We start from the raw sequence: 17,712 nt of genomic DNA on the forward strand, positions 1-17,712 counted from the left end.
CGTGGATTCGCGACTCGCCGACATCGCCGCTGCCGCGACCACGGCCGGGGACCTGGAGTGGCTGCTGCTGCATCGCTGCGGCGTGGCCCGGGAGAACCTGCGCGTTCTCGTCGACCCCGTCGACCCCCTCGAGCTCGGCCGAGCCCTCAGCGAGTCGGCAGCCGCGGCGACCGATGTCTTCGTGCTCTACTACATCGGACACGGACTGGTCAGCCCCGGGAACGAACTCTATCTGGCGACCGCGGCCACCGACGACGAGCTCACCGGTCTGGCATTCACAGCGCTTCCCTACCAAGCGGTTCGGGACGTGCTGGGTACCTGCCGGGCGCGGTCGGTGCTGGTAGTGCTCGACTGCTGCTTCGCCGGAAGGGCACGCGGCTCGTTCGGCAACGCCCCAGCCATGGCGTTCGACCTCGCGTCCTTCGGAGGCACGTATCTGCTGTCGGCGGCGTCGGCCACCGAGTCGGCGCTGGCTCCCGAGGGGGATCGGCACACCGCGTTCACCGGTGCGGTGATCAATCTGCTGTACGAGGGCGATCCCGCTGGATTACCCGATATCACCGTGGAGTCGGTCTATCGGCACCTTCGCAGAGAACTTCCTCGCCGCGGCATCCCCGCACCGCAGCGCAGTATCAGCGGAACCGCCGGAGATATTGTCCTGGTACCGAATCCGGCCGCACCGTCGCGGCCTGCCGCTCCCCTACCGGTCGAGATCGGGCCTCAGCCTGATTCGCCCTGTCCCTACCGTGGACTCGATCCGTTCACCGCCGACGATTCGCGGTACTTCTTCGGCCGCGAGACCGCATTGGCCGAACTGCTCGCCGCCGCTTCGACTTTCACCGACGACGGCCCGATCTTCCTCGTCGGCGTCTCCGGCGTCGGGAAATCCTCACTGCTGCGAGCCGGTTTCATTCCGGCGATCGCCCACGGAGAGCTGCGACTGCCCGGCGCTCGCTCCTGGCCCAACCTGTACATGACGCCGGGGCGCCGGCCGCTGACGATCCTCGCGCAGCGTCTGGCAATGCCCACCGCGGCGACGCCGGCGGCCCTACTCGCGCAGTTGCGCCAGGACCCGGCGCAGTCCCCGAAGGTCGTCGCCGACGCCCTGTCCGCCTACGCCGGGACCGAGATACCGGATGGGCGGCTGCTCTTGGTGGTCGACCAGTTCGAGGAACTGTTCACCACATGCGACGACGAATACGAGCGCCGGGCCTTTATCACCGCCCTCGACGCTGCGAGCCACTCGGTCGCCCTCGTCCTGATCACGGTGCGCGCGGACTTCTATCCCCACTGCATGGCTCGTCCGGAGCTGTTGAGCGCCCTGCGACACCGCCAAGTGGCGCTCGCACCCATGACCGCCGACCAGCTCCGTGACGCCATCGCCAAACCCGCGGCGGTCGCCGGCCTCACCCTGGAGCCGGGGCTGTCCGATCGCCTGCTGACCGACCTCGGCGCCGATCTCGGTTCGATGGGCGCGGGACTGCCATTGCTGTCCTATGCCCTGCGACAGACCTGGATCCGACGACAGAACTCGACACTCACTCTCGCCGGATATCAAGCCAGCGGCGGTATTCGGGATGCGGTGACCCAACAGGCCGACCTGGCGTACGCGAGCCTCGACGCCGACGGCCGCCGCGCCGCGCGGCAACTGCTGCTGCGGATGGTCCATATCGGCTCGGATACCGAGGACACCCGCCGCACAGTCGATCTCGACGAGTTGCCGCGTGAACATCCCGACGAGACGGCGGCCGTCCAGGCAGCCTGCGACTCCTTCTCGAGCAAACGCCTCCTCGTCCTCGACGGCGGCACCGCACGCATCACCCACGATGCCCTGCTCCGCGCCTGGCCGCGGCTGCGGCGCTGGATCGACGAGGACCGCAGAGGTCTGCTGATCCGCCAGCAACTCGCGGAGGACGTCGCGGTCTGGCGTCGCACCGACCACGATCACGATCTCCTCTACCGTGGCGCCCGCTTGACCGCGGCCAGAGAGTGGTCGCGTGAACCCCGCAACAACTCTGCGCTGAGTCACCTCGAAAAGCAGTTCCTGACCCGCAGTATCCGAGCCACCCGGCGCAATCGGATATGGGCACTGGCGAGCGTTGTCGTGCTGCTTGCGGCGGTCTCGGCAGGTGGTATCGCCGTGGTCCAATACCGTTCCGCCACAGCGCAAGCGCTGTTGGACGATTCCGTCAAGACGGCCCGCACCGCCGACACCATCCGGGACAACGACCCCGCGACGGCGCTACAGCTCAGTCTGGCGGCGTATCGGACAGCTCCCACCCCGCAGGCGCGGGCGGCCCTACTGGCTGCGGCGGGCACCCCGTTTCCCATCCAGGTGGGACGGGCCGACAAGGACATACTTCGACTGGCGATGTCCAGCGACGGGCATACGCTGGCCAGTTCCGATGAAAGCAGAACGATTCATCTGTGGGATATCGGCGACATCCTCCATCCCGCGGCCGGGGCCACTCTCAAACCCGATAAGGGCGAAGCCGCACTCGCCTTCGTGCCCAACACACATGTACTCCTCGAGCAAACGGCCGCCTCACTGCAACTGTGGGACATATCCGATATCCGACATCCAGTTCAACTGGGGCAGAGCACCTTTCCGGACTCGTCGACCGACGATATCGCGGTCGACAGCTCCGGAACCCTCGCCGCGGGGGTCGGGATCTTCGACGGCGCGTTGCGGTTGTGGGACATCACGGATCGGCGCCATCCGATCCTCGACGCGAATATCGTTGCCGACAACTTCGGCATCCATGCCGTCGCATTCGATCCACAGCGGCCGTTCCTCGCCACCGGCGGAGCGAAAGATCCGAACGACAAGAGCTGGGACAACGCACACGTCAAGCTGTGGGACATCACCAATCCGCAGGCCCCCACGCTGACGGCCGCGATGCCCGCGGCCAGTCTCGCCGGGCTGACCTTCGGTCCCACCGGGAATCTCCTGGTCGGGGTCGGTGCACAGCGATCCGTCGGAATCTGGGACACCACCGACCCGAAGCAACCGGCGGCGAAATGTGGCCCGGGACAAGGCAGCCAGCTCTTCGCCGGAGATATGCTCCGGGTCGAATTCGATTCCGACCGCACCTTCGTCACATCCGATTCGAACGGCAGCGTGGACCGCTGGACCATGGATGCCGGGTCGGACTGCCCTCAGCTGTCGTCGAGATATTCATCACGACAATCGGTTTCGGCAATCGCTGTCGACCACGACGGTCAGAAGACCGCGAGCGGATCGGCCGACGGCACAATCCTGCTGTGGATCAATCCCAGCGCGCCACCGCTGCCGGGCCAGCCGCTGCTCCCGGATCGCCGGGCTTCCGGGCTCGGTTTCAGCGCGGGAAGCAAGTACTTCATCGACGAGGACATCTGGGATGTCGCCACTCCGACCGAGCCCCAACGGCTGAAGGGACCGGTCGACCCGAATTGGTATCCGGTGGAACGACTTCCGGCGCGCGACAACCTTTTGATATGTACGGACATCACCGAGGGCACAGCCTCCCTGTGGGACGTGACGGATTTCCGGCGGCTGATGCTGAGGTCGACGCTCGGTCGCCCGGGCGACTACTTCTCCCAAGGCTGGAGCATCAGCTCCGACGGGGACCTCCTCGCCGTGCCGAGAATGCCCGGACCCGATATCGACGTGTGGGATCTCACGGACCCGTACCATCCGATCCTCGCCGCCACGATCTCCGGATTCATTCGGCCGCCGGAAAGTTTCTTCGACGACGCCAGCGATCCGGGTATATCCGCTCGATTTGTCGGGGCACGGCTTCTGGCGGTGGCCGATGGAACCGGTGGCGTGCGTCTGGTGGATCTCACCGACCGCACGCATCCGTCCGCGCCGACACAGGTTTACCGGCCGGACACCCCCACCCCCTTCCCCAGGGAGCTGCTCGCGAGTGACACCTCTCTCGTGACCACCGAGGGCGGGTCGAACTCTCCGGTCGTACTCGACTTCGAACACAGCCGAAACCCCGGGCCGCTGACCATAGATCTGCCGCCGACGACCCCGGGCATCACCTTCCTCGGTTCGCACGTTCTCGCCGTCGCGGTATCGAGCCACCTCGAGATATGGGACCTGCGGAGCCGATCGCTGCGCAGCAGTCTGTCGACCGGACAGGAAGTATTGGCGCACACCCTGAATGCCAGTCCGGACAATCATCTGCTCGGGGTCATGACCGATGACGGTTCGGTCCACGTGTGGGACGTGTCGAACCCGAGTGATCCGGTGAGCATCGGCCAGACCGCGGGAACGCATTCGCCGGGGCTCGGGGGCCTCGTTCAATTCAGCCCCGATTCACGGGTTCTGGCCTTCACCGCGGGCAACGATCGAACCGGCCTGGCAACGCAAGTGGTAGACCTCGACCCGGCCCGCATGTACCAGCACCTGTGCTCGCTGACGCCGCACGACCTGTCCCCCGAGACGTGGGCAAGATACCTCCCGGACGTCCATTACCGACCGCCATGTCCGTGAGTGACGCTGCGGCGGTGTGGCATCCGACTGATGCCACACCGCCGATCGGCGGACCGAACTAGTCCGCGTACGCCTCCAGCGGCGGGCAGGAGCACACCAGGTTCCGGTCGCCGTAGGCGCCGTCGATGCGCCGCACGGCGGGCCAGATCTTCGGGCGGGGCGCGGCCACACCCTGCGGGTAGACCGCGGTTTCGCGGGAGTACGGGTAGGCCCAGTCACCCACCAGCGAGGCCGCGGTGTGCGGGGCGCCGCGCAGCGGGCTGGATTCGACCGGCCATACGCCCTCGGCGACCTGATCGATCTCGGCCTTGATCGCGATCATGGCCTCGATGAAAGCGTCCACCTCTTCGAGGTTTTCGCTTTCGGTCGGCTCCACCATGAGGGTTCCGGCGACCGGGAAGCTCATCGTGGGGGCGTGGAAGCCGTAGTCGGCCAGGCGCTTCGCGACATCGTCGACCGTGACGCCGGTGCGCTTGGTGATCTCGCGCAGGTCGAGGATGCATTCGTGGGCGACCATACCGTTCTCACCGGTGTAGAGCACCGGGAAGTGCGGATCCAGCCGCCGCGCGATGTAATTGGCCGAGGCGATCGCGGTCAGGGTCGCGCGGCGCAGGCCCGCGGCGCCCATCATGCGGATATAGGCCCAGGTGATCGGCAGGATCGACGCCGAACCGTAGAGCGCGGCCGAGACCGCGTGCGAGCCGGATTCCAGCGGATTACCGGGCAGATACTTCGCCAGATGTTCGCGCACCGCGACCGGGCCCACGCCGGGACCGCCGCCGCCGTGCGGGATGCAGAAGGTCTTGTGCAGGTTCAGATGCGAGACGTCGCCGCCGAAACGGCCCGGACGGGCAAGGCCCACCAGGGCATTCAGATTCGCGCCGTCCACATACACCTGACCGCCCGCATCGTGCACCAGTGCGCACAGCTCGGCGACCTCCTGCTCGTACACGCCGTGCGTGGACGGGTAGGTGATCATGATGCAGGCCAGCCGGTCGGCGTGATCGGCGATCTTGGCACGCAGATCGTCCAGGTCGACATCGCCGTTGTCGCGGCACTTCACGACCTCCACCCGCAGCCCGGCCATGGCCGCCGAGGCCGCGTTGGTGCCGTGCGCGCTCGACGGGATCAGGCACGTATCCCGATGCGTATCACCGCGATCCAGGTGGTAGCGCCGGATCGCCAGCAGTCCGGCGTATTCGCCCTGACTTCCGGCGTTGGGCTGCAGGCTGACCCGGTCGTATCCGGTGACCGCCGACAGCCAGGTCTCCAGATCCTCGATCACCCGCAGGATGCCGGGCACATCCTCGACCGGTGCGTACGGATGCAACCGGGAGAAGCCGGGCCAGGTGATGGGTTCCATCTCCGCGGTCGCGTTCAGCTTCATGGTGCACGAGCCGAGCGGAATCATGCTGCGGTCCAGGGCGATATCCTTATCCGACAGCTGCCGCAGATACCGCAGCATGGCGGTTTCGGTGTGATAGCGCGTGAACGCCGGATGGGTCAGATACTCCGAGGTGCGGGTCTCGATCGACGCCAGCCCGGTCTCGCTCGTCGCGCTCTCGGCACCGAAGCTTTCCAGCACGATCGCCACATGCGCGTCGGTGGTCGCCTCATCGCAGGCGACGGCCACATGATCGGCGTCGGCCAGGCGCAGATTGATCCCGCGCCCCTTCGCCTTGGCCACCACCGCCTCCGCGCCACCGGGCACCCGGACCAGCACGGTGTCGAAGAACCGTTCGTGCACAACGGCTTCGCCGAGGCCGGCCGCGAGCCGCTCGGCATGCCCGTGCACCCGCCGCGCGATCGCGCGCAGCCCGTCGGCGCCGTGATAGCTCGCGTACATGGCGGCCACGATCGCCAGCAGCACCTGCGCGGTGCAGATGTTCGAGGTCGCCTTCTCGCGCCGGATGTGCTGCTCGCGGGTCTGCAGCGCCAGGCGGTAGGCCCGGTTGCCGTCGGCGTCGACCGAGACGCCGACCAATCGGCCGGGCAGCTGCCGGGCGTGGGCGTTGCGCACCGCGAGATATCCCGCATGCGGACCGCCGAAGCCCAGCGGCACGCCGAAGCGCTGGGTGGTGCCGAAACAGACGTCGGCGCCCTGTTCGCCCGGCGAGGTCAGCAGCGTCATCGCCAGCAGATCGGCACCGGCGGCGACCAGCGCGCCACGCTCGTGCGCGGCCGCGATCAGGCCGGTCCAGTCGACGATGCGGCCCGAGCAGCCGGGGGTCTGGATCAGCACGCCGAAGAACTCGCCCTCGGGCAGGACGCCGGAGGCCAGATCGGCCTCGACGATCTCGATGCCCAGCGGTTCGGCGCGGGTGGCCAGCACGGTCCGGGTCTGCGGGAACAGGTCGGTGTCGATCAGCAGCCGGTGGGATTTGCTCGACCGGTTCGCGCGCTGCAGCAGTGTCATGGCCTCCGCGGCCGCGGTCGCCTCGTCGAGCATGGACGCGTTGGCGACCTCCATACCGGTCAGATCCGACACCATGGTCTGGAAGTTGAGCAGCGCCTCGAGGCGGCCCTGACTGATCTCGGGCTGATACGGGGTGTAGGCGGTGTACCAGGCCGGATTCTCCAGCAGGCTGCGCACCAGCACCGGCGGGGTGAGCGTGTCGTAGTAGCCGAGGCCGATCATGGAGGTGGCCACGGTATTCGAATGCGCCAGGGCGGCAAGCTCGTTGAGCGCCTCATGCTCGGAGACCGGCGCGGGCAGCACGCTCAGATCGTTGCCGGCGGGATCGTCGAGGATGCTCGCCGGGACCGCGCGGGCGGCCAGCTCGTCCAGCGAGCCGATGCCCAAGGTATCGAGGATCTGATCGATGGCAGCGGAATCGGGTCCGATGTGGCGATCGGCGAAGGAACGGGTCACGGCAGCTCCCAGGAGGGTCGGGTCGGGCCCTCCCCCTCTGTCGTGGCGCCTGAGAGATTCAGGGCCCCGGACTCGGGCTCCCTTTTCCCCATGGGCGGGTGGCCTGCACCTGGGTGCAGCCACCGCTTTCCAGAGGCGTCGAGTGTCCGTACGGTCCCTGATGCCTGAGAGATTGACGGGGAGGTGCTGCTCCTTCGGCGCCCGGGTCGGACCCGGAACTCTCCCGCACGGCGGCGACGCATAGCCAGTCTAAGCAATGAAAGGTGAACGACGTATTACCGACCCGACGGTTCGGGTGTCGCGAAGGTCACGTGCAGGTGGGGGCGCTAACCGGTCTTGCTCATCCGGGCCTTGCGGCGGTAGGCCAATTCGTCCTCGGGGCGTTCGCTGGTCGACTGGACCTCGGCACGCTCGGCCGGGAAGTTGGCGATCGCGCCGGTCAGTTCCCGCATGGCGCCGCTGACGGCGATGCCGAAGACACCCTGCCCGCCCTGCAGTAAATCGACGACCTCTTCCGGCGAGGTGCATTCGTAGACCGTGGCGCCGTCGGAGAACAGCGTGATCCCGGCCAGATCCTCCACACCGCGGCTGCGTAGGTGGTCGACGGCGATGCGGATGTTCTGCAGCGAGATCCCGGCGTCCAGCAGCCGCTTCACGATCTTGAGGACCAGGATGTCCTTGAACGAGTACAGCCGCTGACTGCCGGAACCCGAGGCGCTGCGGATCGAGGGGACGACCAGGCCGGTCCGGGCCCAATAGTCGAGCTGGCGATAGGTGATCCCGGCCACCTGACACGCACTCGGCACGCGGTAGCCGACCAGTTCGTCGGGGACCGTGTCATCGGGGAACAGCCCTGGCTGCACCACACCCTGCTGCGGTTGATCTCCCACGAGAACTCCCCTCACTGCTTCGCCGAAGTAGAACAACGGCCTAACTATCGAGGCTACTCTCTCGATTGTCTCGGCTCGATCGCCCTCACACCAAACTCCGCGAGCGGCGTGTTTCTCGACCTCAACGTGAGGTTGACCGCAGGAATCTCGAATGTCGAACGGCTCAGCTATCGGTCGCCTTGAAGTCGTCGGGCGATACCGACTCGAGGAATTCCTTGAACTTCTCCACCTCGTCCTCGCGTTCGTCGGGCATGACCAGCCCGGCCTCCTCGAGCACCGGCTCCTCGGCGTAAATCGGGCAACCCACCCGCAACGCGATGGCTACCGAATCGGACGGACGCGCCGAAATCCGCAAATCGTTCTCGAAGACCAGATCGGCATAGAAGGTGCCCTCTTGCAGATCCACGATCCGGACCTCCTTGAGGGTATGGCCGAGCTCGTGGATCAGGATCTTGATCAGGTCGTGGGTCAACGGCCGGATGGGCGTCACACCCTCCTGCTCGAGAACGATCGCCGTCGCCTCCGACTGCCCGATCCAGATGGGCAGGTACCTGTCCCCATCGACCTCGCGGAGCAGCAGCACAGGTTGATTCTGGGGCTGCTCGACACGAATGCCGATCACACGCATCTCACTCATGACTCCACCTCGCTGGCGCTCGACGGCCGTATCACCGAGTCTAGGCGATGATTTCAGCCTCCGAGGGCAGCGCGCACCGAGGTCTTCACCAGACTGGTATGCAATGTCAACGACAGCGCCGCGAGCTCGCGGACCGTCTCCTCGGCACGGGCGCGCGCGTCGGCGTCGCGCCCCTTGGCAATGGGTGCGGCGATCTGCGCGACCATGGCCGCCTCCCGGTCGGCGGCGAGCTTGAAGGCGCGCAAATGCCTTGCCTCCAAACCGAATTCGCTCATCGCCTTGGCCGTGCGGGCGAGGGTCACCGCCTCGGCGTCGAAGAATCCGGCAGCACCCGGGGTGATCAGATTGGCGCGGATCAATTCGGTGAGAAACTTCTCATCGATACCGGCCCGATCGAGCAGATCCGTTCGCGTGACACGGATTTCGTGATCGAACCGCAGTTCGTCCGGCGAGATCTCACCCGGTACCACGCCGAGCCTCCGGGGTGGGTTCGGACCGATGTCCGCGGCGGCGGAGTCGGGCGCACGCCCCGCTCCCGCCGCGTCGACGCCATCCGCCCGGGCGCGCGCCTCGCGCACTCCGAGCGTCGCGGCGCCGCTGTCGATCGCCTCGAGCTGTTCCTTGATCACCTTCAACGGCAGGTATTGGTCGCGCTGGGCGGTGAGAACGAACCTCAACCGCTCGACGTCGGCGACCGAGAACCTGCGATAGCCCGAGGGCGTGCGCTCCGGGCTGATCAGTCCCTCCGATTCGAGGAAACGGATCTTGGAGATGGTGATATCCGGAAAGTCCGGACGCAGCAGGTCCAACACGGAGCCGATCGACATTCCTCCGCGAGTCCACTGCGCTGCGCCTGTCATCTACCTGTCCCGGCCCGTCAGAGCGTGCCCGCCGAGTCGCTCTGCGCCGGCTTCGGGCCGGTCAGGAACACCAGGCGGAACTTGCCGATCTGTACTTCGTCGCCGTTCTGCAGCTCCGAGGAGTCCACCGGCTCCCGGTTGACATAGGTGCCGTTCAGGCTGCCCACATCGACGACCTGGAAGGTGTCGTCGTCCTGACGGAACTCCGCGTGGCGACGAGAGACCGTGACATCGTCGAGAAAGATGTCGCTGTCGGGATGACGTCCCGCGGAGGTGGTGGGCTGATCCAGCAGGAACCGCGAACCCGCGTTCGGGCCGCGCTTGACCACCAGCAGGGCGGCGCCCGGAGGCAGGCCCTCGACCCCTTGCACCGGCTGTTCGCCGGTCTGCTCCCCGGAGCGCGACGCGTCGACCTCGTTCAGGAAGTCAGCGCGAAACACCGATGTCGTCTCGGCCGCTGTCTCCTGATATGGGCCTTGGTTCTCGCTCACCCTTGCTCTCCTCCTCGAACCGATTATCCGTACAAGCATCCGAAAGCCGTCACCCAACGCGACCGGCTGTCGCGCCCTTGGAGATTCCGGCTACCGGCCGCCGGCACATCTGTTGGCATTGACCGTACCCTGCCAGGGCGATCCCGTGCAGGTAGAACTGTGAAGGCGGCTTCAGCCCCCGATAACTCCTTCATAACCTGCGGCATCCAGGAGTTCACCGAGCGTTGCGTCCAGCTTGCTCGCGTCGTCGACCTGCAGCTCGAACATCCAGCCGTCGCCGTAGGGATCGGAATTCAGCGTCTCCGGCGCGGAATCCAGAATGTCGTTCACCGCAACGACTTTCGCGCTCAGCGGCGCGTAGATGTCGGACACGCTCTTGGTGGACTCCACCTCCGCGATGCCGTCACCGGGCGCGACGTCGGAATCGACCGCGGGCAACTGCACGAAGACGACGTCACCGAGCTGTGACTGCGCGTAGTCGGTGATTCCGACCCGCACGCGAGTCGGACCGACTCGGCGCACCCACTCATGTTCCTCGGTGTAGCGCAGATCCTCGGGAAGGGAGGTCACTGGTGCAGTCCTTTCACAGGGCTCGTACTCACTCGCGTCGTACTCACTGTATCGGCTCCCGGCTCCCGTGCGGCACAGCCGGTATCACCCGGGCGACCACGAGTGCCTTACCCAGATACAGCAGCCCGGTCCATACATACACCGCCACGCCCCAGATCAGCAGCGCCCAGCCGAAGGCGTGGCTGAAACCCGCTGCGCCCCAATTCATCTCGCCCGCCAGCAGCCACGGCAGCGCCGACATCAACGCGAAGGTGGCCGCCTTGCCGAGATAGATCACCTCCGTCGGCGGCAGATCGCGGCGGCGGTAGATCGGCAGCGTCGCGGTCAGGATCACATCGCGGGCGAGGATGATCACCACGATCGGCCACGGCAGGATGTCGCGCAGCATCAGGCCCAGCACGGTGGCGATCAGATACAGCCGATCCACCAGCGGATCCAGCAGCGCGCCCAGCCGCGAGGACTGATCCAGCAGCCGCGCCAGCTTCCCGTCCAGGAAGTCGGTGACGCCGCTGATGATCAGCAATGCGAACGCCCAGCCATCGGCCCGTTCGACCAGCAGCAACCACAGCAGCACCGGCACCCCGATCAGGCGCAGCACACTCAACGCGTTGGGCACGGTCAGAATGCGATCGGCGCGCGGATCGGCCGGAGCTCCGGCGGGTTCGGTGGTCACAGCCTGTTGCTATACCCGAATCCCACCGACACCGCCATTCGGGCACGCCGGGCCGGTCGTGGCGGCAGGATTGGAAGCGGGATCGACAGGCGGGATAAAGTAAGTGTTTCCCGTCGTCACATCCAAGTGACAGAATGAGTCGATAATCGTTTCATTGTATGTGCGGTGGAGGAGAGGAAGGCCATGCCCGACTTCGACTACGACGTGGTGGTGATCGGCTCCGGATTCGGCGGGAGCGTGAGCGCCCTGCGACTGACCGAGAAGGGCTACCGGGTGGCCGTGCTCGAATCCGGTCGCCGCTGGCCCGCCGAAGCCATCCCGAAGACCAATTGGAATGTGCGCAAATCCATCTGGGCGCCGCGGCTGGGCCTGACCGGTCCGCAGCGGATCAGCCTGCTGGGCAAGTGCGCGGTGTTCTCGGCCGCGGGCGTCGGCGGCGGATCGCTGATCTACGGCAATACTCTCTACGAGCCGCTGCCCAACTTCTATCGCGATCAGCAGTGGGCGCATATCACCGACTGGCGCAGTGAGCTGGAGCCGTATTACGACCAGGCCAAGCGCATGCTCGGCGTCGCGCCGAATCCGCGAATGACGCCCGCCGACGAGGTGATTCGCTCGATCGCCGAGGATCTGGGCGTGGGCGACACCTTCCACCCGACCAATGTCGGGGTCTTCTTCAACGAGGACGATCCGGGCGCCGAGGTCGACGATCCGTACTTCGGCGGGGTCGGCCCGCGGCGCAGCGGCTGCATCCACTGCGCGCGCTGCTTCACCGGCTGCCCGCACAACGCCAAGAACACCACCCCGACCAACTATCTGTACCTGGCCGAGCAGGCCGGGGCGAAGGTGTTCGAGCTGACCACCGCCACCCGGGTGCGCCCGATGGTCAAGGGCGGCTACGCCATCGAGACCGCGCGCTCGGATCGCTGGATCCGCAAGCAGCGCAGGACCTTCACCGCCGAGCAGGTGGTGTTCGCCGCGGCCGCGCTGGGCACCCAGAAGCTGCTGCACAAGATGCGCGACGAGCGGGTGCTGCCGAATCTGTCGCCGCGGCTGGGCGAGCTGACCCGCAGTAACTCCGAGGCCATCCTCAACGTGGTGAGCCGCGCGCGCGACGATTTCGCCGAGGGCATCGCGATCACCTCCTCCATCCATCCCGAACCCGACACCCATATCGAGGTATGCCATTACGGCAAGGGGCAGAACGCGCTGTTCCCGCTGTCGGCGCCGATCGTGGACGGCGGGGCGTTCCGGTTCCTGCGCTTCCTGCTGGCGATGTTCACCCATCCGATGGTGTTCCTGCGCAGCCTCAATGCCCATCGGGCGTCGGAGAGGTCGGTGATCCTGCTGGTGATGCAGTCGCTGGACAACTCGCTGACCTCCTTCCGGCGCTGGGGCGGGCTCAAGACCCGCCAGGGCACCGGCAAGCCCAATCCGACCTGGATTCCGATGGCGCACGATATCGCCCGCCGATTCGGCGAGAAGGTCGACGGCGATGCCCACGGCCTGGTCATGGACGTGTTCAACATCCCCTCCACCGCGCACTACATCGGCGGCTGCGTGATCGGCGAGGGTCCCGACAGCGGTGTGGTCGATCCCTATCAGCGCGTCTTCGGCCATCCGGGGCTGCATATCGCCGACGGTTCGACCGTGACGGCCAATCTCGGCGTCAATCCGTCGCTCACCATCACCGCCCAGGCCGAACGCGCAATGGCGTTCTGGCCCAATAACGGTGACATCGACCCGCGGCCCGAGCTGGGACTGTCCTATCGCCGGATCCCGCCGGTGGCGCCGTACTACCCGACGGTCCCGGATTCGGCGTTCGGCGCCCTGCACCTGCCGATCAGCCCGGTCGAATCCGGCGGACGGCACGCCGTCCGGCCGATCGGCGCGACTCCCGAATAGCACCGGGGGCGCGGCGCAACCCGTCCTAACCGACGCGGCCACTTATGCTTTCGGGTACACGTGTCGACGGGAAGGGCGGGTTCGCCATGCTGGTGCGAGTGCAGAACGCCGCCGGAACGCTGGCCGAACGGGTGCTGATCGACTGGTTGCGCACCTGGAAGGGGCCCGGGGATCCGCACGGCGTGGCGACGGTGAATTGCAGTCTGTTCCAGGCCGATCGGCTGCATCAGTTCGATGCGGTGGTGTGGACGCCGAACAGCTGCGTGATCATCGAGGCCGAGGCCCTGGTGGAACAGGTGAGCGGCGAGCTCGAGGTGCCGCTCAACGGGCCGTGGCGAGTCGGCGGCCAGGTGGTGACCCTCGAGGGGGCCGATCGGCGCACACCGCTGGACGCCTCGCGCGAGCACACCTTCGCGCTGCAGAGCTGGCTGGCCGAGCGCGGTCTGGGTCAGCGGGTCGTGCACGGCGCGGTACTCGTGGTCCCGCCGAACGGGACGAATCTGCGTGTGCGCCAGCTGTGGAACGATCCCAGCTTCCAGGTGCTGCTGGGCGACGATCAGCGCAAGCTCGCCGACTATCTGAACGCGCTGGCCTCCCAAGGCCGCGCGCAGTGGACGGTCAACGATGTGGCGATGGCATTTCGCGGCATGGCCATCCTGCCCTATCTGCCCTCGCCGCAGGATCTGGTCGCCGAGGGCTTCGGCGGCCCGGTCGACACCACGCTGTGGTTCGGCGGCCCGCAGCAGGCTCAGGCCGAGGCGTACGTGGAGCAGCAGGTCCTCGCCGCGCAGTCCTCCGGCCGATCGCTGGCGATCCGCGCGCCCTGGTACAGCCCGTGGGAGCTGTATCCGAAACAGTCCGAGAAGATCGATATGGGCCGCGCGTTCCTGCGCACCACGATGGCGCTGGGCATGCTCATCGCCTTCGCGTGGGTGCTGTGGTTCGTGCTGTCGGTACTGCTGACCTACGCGCCCTGATCGCGGCGACCGCGGCATACATCGCGGTCACCAGCGCGACCGCCGCGGCCGTCCCACCCAGCACATCGGTCGGATAGTGATACCCGAGCCCGATCATGCCCACCGCGACGACGACCAGCACCACCATCGCCACCACCGTCTCCACGACGCGCGTACGAGCCCGCTCGGCGACCAGCACGAAAGCTGTTGCGATAGCGACGAATTGAACGGTGTGCCCACTCGGATACGCCAGATAGTCATGAAGATGCCGGTGCCACAACGGCTTCAGCACCACCGCATTCACGGCCACCACCAATTCCGGTGCCACAACCAGAAATCCGGCCGACCACCACTGCCGCCGCCGCGCGTACCACACCGCCCCGACCGCCAGCAGCGGCAACAGAATGTACCCATTGCTGGGAATCACCAGCACCTCGAACACCCCCCGATGCCCACCCAGCACTCGATCGATCCCATCCCCCACCACCTGATCGAATCCGGTCGGCCCACCATCCTCCGGCACCACCGCCCCGATCCCGACGGTAGCCAGCACCCCGCCGACCACCACCACCAGCCACCACATACCCCTGGAACGCTCCACACCTCGACCTTATGAGATCGCGGCGGAACAGGTCATCCGGTGACCCGCCGGGCGTCGCGGGTGTCCAGAGGATGCGGGCCACGAGCGAGCGCGGAATCGACGTCGAGGCGGTCGGACTCGAAGGTCCGCGCCCCACCGGCACCGATTGAACGCGGGGGCGGGGTCGATCGTGGAGCAGGCAGCGAGTGTCGAGAGGAGACACGATGAACGTCGCCGCCGAACCGGTCGCGGGTACCGAGCGGGTGCGGTTCGATCCGCTGACGCGAATCATCCATTGGCTCATGGTGATCGGCATTGTCGCCATGCTGGTGCTCGGTGTGATGCTGTGGCGGCAGATCGGTGATTACAGCTGGGTACAGGTCGCGCATCAGAGCATCGGGATCGGGGTGCTCGTGGTGGCGGTGATCCGGATCGGCAATCGGGTGCTGCGGCGCGCGCCGCGCTCGACGCTCGGGCGAGGCGAACGAGTGCTCGCGGCGGGTGGGGAGCTGGCGATGTATCTGTTGTTGCTGGCCCAGCCGATCGTCGGCTGGGCCATGTCCTCGGCCACCGGCGCGCCGGTGACGCTCGCCTATGGGCTCACCCTGCCGTCGATCGCCCCGGCCGATCCGCATCTGTTCGGTGAGTTGCGCACGCTGCATATCGTGCTGGCGTGGGCGCTGGTCGCGGTCGTATCCGCCCATATCGGCGCGGTGGGGTTCCATACGCTGGTGCTGCGCGACGGGGTCGCGTCCCGAATGCTGTTGGGGCCCACGCGCGGCCGCAGCGGCCGAGGGCGGCGCTACTCGCCCTGATGCACGCTGGCGTCGTTCAGCATGGCCGCGTGCAGCATCGCCTCCGGCACACCGAGGGCCTCGACGAGCGTCGGTGCGTGCGGGCGCAGCCGGTCCACCAGCTCGTTCACCCCGCGCCGCACCGATTTGGCGCGCTCCACCGACATGAACCGGTGCATGATGTACCAGGCCTGGTTCTGCTCGATGGACCAGTACACGAACAGATCGCAGACCGAATCGGCCAGCTCGCGCGCTTCGGGATCATCGATATCGGCGATGCCCTCGATGAACGACTCCAGGATGAGCCGCTCGATATGCGCCTCGCCCGCGATGAGGATGTGGTCCTGGGCATTGTTGAACGCCTCGAACGGATTGGTCTCCTGGGCGCGGGCGCGCAGCCGGTGCGCGGCCGTGCGCACCAGATAGTCCTCGCGGTCGGCGAACAGCTGCAGCTGCACCGAGCGGCGCGCCAGATCGCCGTCGTCCACGCCGCCGTCGGAGCGGTCGCGCAGCCGCTGAATCAGCTGTCGCACACCGGAACTCTCGCGCACCACATCGCGGGCCATGGTCGCGGCGAAACGCACCCAGCCCAACGCATCCAGATCGCGCACCTCATCGGAGTAGGCGGTCAGCAGCTCCTTGGCCACCAGCTGGGTCAGGACCAGATTGTCGCCCTCGAAGGTGGTGAACACATCGGTGTCGGCCTTCAGCGTCACCAGCCGGTTCTCGGTGAGATAGCCTGCGCCGCCGCAGGCCTCGCGACATTCCTGAATCGCCTGGGTCGCGAACCGGGCCTGCGCGGCCTTGAGTCCGGCGGCCCGCTTCTCCAGTGCCCGCTGCGCGGTCGGATCCAGATCCTGTCCGGTCTGGATGACATGCATGCGCCGCACCAGATCGTTCTGCGCGAACGCCAGCGCGAACGAGCGCGCCACCAGCGGCAGCAACCGGCGCTGATGACCGCGGTAGTCCAGTAGCACCGTCTCCTGCCCGGTCTCCGAATCCTTGAACTGCCGCCGCTTCTCGGCGTAGCGCAGCGCGATGCTCAACGCCATCCGCGCACCCGCCGAGGCCGCGCCGCCCACGCTGACCCGTCCGCGCACCAGCGTGCCGAGCGTGGTGAAGAACCGGCGGCTCGGATTCTCGATCTCGGAGCGATAGGCGCCATCCGGTTCGACGTCGGCATAGCGGTTGAGCAGGTTCTCGCGCGGAATTCGCACGTGGTCGAACAGGATTCGGCCGTTGTCCACCCCCGCCAGCCCGCCCTTGAGGCCGCAGTCGGAGGTGGTGACACCGGGCAGATCGTTCCCCTCCTCATCGCGGATCGGCACCAGGAGGCAGTGCACGCCGCGGCCCTCACCGCCGGTGATCAGCTGCGCGAATACCGCCGCCATCCGGGCGTGTTCGGCCGCGCCGCCGATGTAATCCTTGCGCGCGGACGCGGTCGGGCTGTGCACCACGAACTCCCGCGTCGCCGGATCGTAGGTGGCCGTGGTCTCGAGATTCGCGACATCGCTGCCGTGCCCGGATTCGGTCATCGCGAAACAGCCCAGCAGATCCAGCGACAACAGCTGCTTGATCACATCGCTGTGCCGTTCGGTGCCCAGATTCTCCACCGCGCCGCCGAACAACCCCCACTGCACACCGGATTTCACCCACAGCGACAGATCCGCGTAGGCGAGCATCTCCAAGCCGGTGACCGCCGCGCCGGGCTCACCGGTCCCGCCGTGCTCGAGCCGGAAACCCTTTTCGGCAAGGCCGAATTCGCTCACCAGGCGCATCTGCCCGAGCACCCGCGCCCGCGCGGCGCGGTAATCCAGATAGGGGTCGGCGAACAACCGGTCGTCGCACAGCTGCCGTCGGGCCTGCTCACGCACCTCGCGCCAGGGTCCGTCGAGGGCCGCGCGCAGGTGATCCGCCGAGGTCTTGGATTGGGTCGCCATAACCCGACCCTATCGGCGTGACCGGCGCTCGCCCCCGTGATCGGCCTCACGTGTCGTGCGC

The 17,712-nt window shown here is 67.0% G+C and carries 13 protein-coding genes and 1 riboswitch; of the genes, 4 read left to right on the forward strand and 9 right to left on the reverse strand.

Annotated features, from left to right (window positions below):
* Position 1: 1 nt before the first annotated feature.
* Positions 2-4,483: an AAA family ATPase gene (locus ACIA76_RS04945; protein WP_397148561.1), complete on the forward strand. Its 4,482-nt coding sequence runs from the start codon at positions 2-4 to the stop codon at positions 4,481-4,483.
* 58 nt (positions 4,484-4,541) lie between these two features.
* Here ACIA76_RS04945 and gcvP read toward each other — a convergent pair whose 3' ends face one another.
* The 7 genes from gcvP to ACIA76_RS04980 form a co-directional block, all read right to left on the reverse strand.
* Positions 4,542-7,355, reverse strand: coding sequence for an aminomethyl-transferring glycine dehydrogenase (gene gcvP, locus ACIA76_RS04950; protein WP_397148563.1), 2,814 nt, complete (start codon positions 7,353-7,355; stop codon positions 4,542-4,544).
* Between the two features lie 141 nt (positions 7,356-7,496).
* Positions 7,497-7,591: riboswitch (glycine riboswitch) on the reverse strand.
* Between the two features lie 90 nt (positions 7,592-7,681).
* Positions 7,682-8,245: a MerR family transcriptional regulator gene (locus ACIA76_RS04955; protein ID WP_397148565.1), complete on the reverse strand. Its 564-nt coding sequence runs from the start codon at positions 8,243-8,245 to the stop codon at positions 7,682-7,684.
* A gap of 163 nt (positions 8,246-8,408) precedes the next feature.
* Positions 8,409-8,882 (reverse strand): bifunctional nuclease family protein, encoded by a 474-nt coding sequence (locus ACIA76_RS04960; RefSeq protein ID WP_397148567.1) that lies wholly within the window; start codon positions 8,880-8,882, stop codon positions 8,409-8,411.
* Positions 8,883-8,935: 53 nt separating this feature from the next.
* Positions 8,936-9,742, reverse strand: coding sequence for a MerR family transcriptional regulator (locus ACIA76_RS04965; protein ID WP_397148569.1), 807 nt, complete (start codon positions 9,740-9,742; stop codon positions 8,936-8,938).
* Positions 9,743-9,759: 17 nt separating this feature from the next.
* Complete coding sequence (garA, locus tag ACIA76_RS04970) at positions 9,760-10,233, reverse strand: glycogen accumulation regulator GarA (RefSeq protein WP_397148571.1); 474 nt, start codon at positions 10,231-10,233, stop codon at positions 9,760-9,762.
* A 171-nt stretch (positions 10,234-10,404) separates the two neighbouring features.
* Positions 10,405-10,803, reverse strand: coding sequence for a glycine cleavage system protein GcvH (gcvH, locus tag ACIA76_RS04975; RefSeq protein WP_397148573.1), 399 nt, complete (start codon positions 10,801-10,803; stop codon positions 10,405-10,407).
* Positions 10,804-10,846: 43 nt separating this feature from the next.
* On the reverse strand, positions 10,847-11,476 hold the full coding sequence (locus ACIA76_RS04980) for a CDP-alcohol phosphatidyltransferase family protein (RefSeq protein ID WP_397148575.1): 630 nt from the start codon (positions 11,474-11,476) through the stop codon (positions 10,847-10,849).
* A gap of 183 nt (positions 11,477-11,659) precedes the next feature.
* On the opposite strand from ACIA76_RS04980, the gene ACIA76_RS04985 reads away from it, so the two are divergent.
* Positions 11,660-13,381 (forward strand): GMC oxidoreductase, encoded by a 1,722-nt coding sequence (locus ACIA76_RS04985; protein ID WP_397148577.1) that lies wholly within the window; start codon positions 11,660-11,662, stop codon positions 13,379-13,381.
* An 86-nt stretch (positions 13,382-13,467) separates the two neighbouring features.
* Positions 13,468-14,358: a nuclease-related domain-containing protein gene (locus tag ACIA76_RS04990; RefSeq protein ID WP_397148579.1), complete on the forward strand. Its 891-nt coding sequence runs from the start codon at positions 13,468-13,470 to the stop codon at positions 14,356-14,358.
* On the opposite strand, the gene ACIA76_RS04995 is transcribed toward ACIA76_RS04990, so the two are convergent.
* The gene (locus ACIA76_RS04995; RefSeq protein WP_397148581.1) at positions 14,297-14,938 is read right to left on the reverse strand and encodes a phosphatase PAP2 family protein; all 642 of its coding nucleotides are present in this window, start codon (positions 14,936-14,938) and stop codon (positions 14,297-14,299) included. The genes ACIA76_RS04990 and ACIA76_RS04995 overlap by 62 nt on opposite strands.
* 203 nt (positions 14,939-15,141) lie before the next feature.
* Here ACIA76_RS04995 and ACIA76_RS05000 point away from each other — a divergent pair, with 203 nt between their 5' ends.
* Positions 15,142-15,732 carry a cytochrome b gene (locus tag ACIA76_RS05000; RefSeq protein ID WP_397148583.1) on the forward strand — a complete coding sequence of 197 codons (591 nt, stop codon included), beginning with the start codon at positions 15,142-15,144 and terminating at the stop codon, positions 15,730-15,732.
* Here ACIA76_RS05000 and ACIA76_RS05005 read toward each other — a convergent pair.
* The gene (locus ACIA76_RS05005) at positions 15,720-17,651 is read right to left on the reverse strand and encodes an acyl-CoA dehydrogenase (RefSeq protein WP_397148585.1); all 1,932 of its coding nucleotides are present in this window, start codon (positions 17,649-17,651) and stop codon (positions 15,720-15,722) included. The two genes, ACIA76_RS05000 and ACIA76_RS05005, sit on opposite strands and share 13 nt — an antisense overlap.
* Positions 17,652-17,712: the final 61 nt, after the last annotated feature.

It is taken from the genome of Nocardia sp. NPDC051570, assembly GCF_044454005.1.
In the GTDB taxonomy this organism is placed as follows: Bacteria; Actinomycetota; Actinomycetes; order Mycobacteriales; family Mycobacteriaceae; genus Nocardia.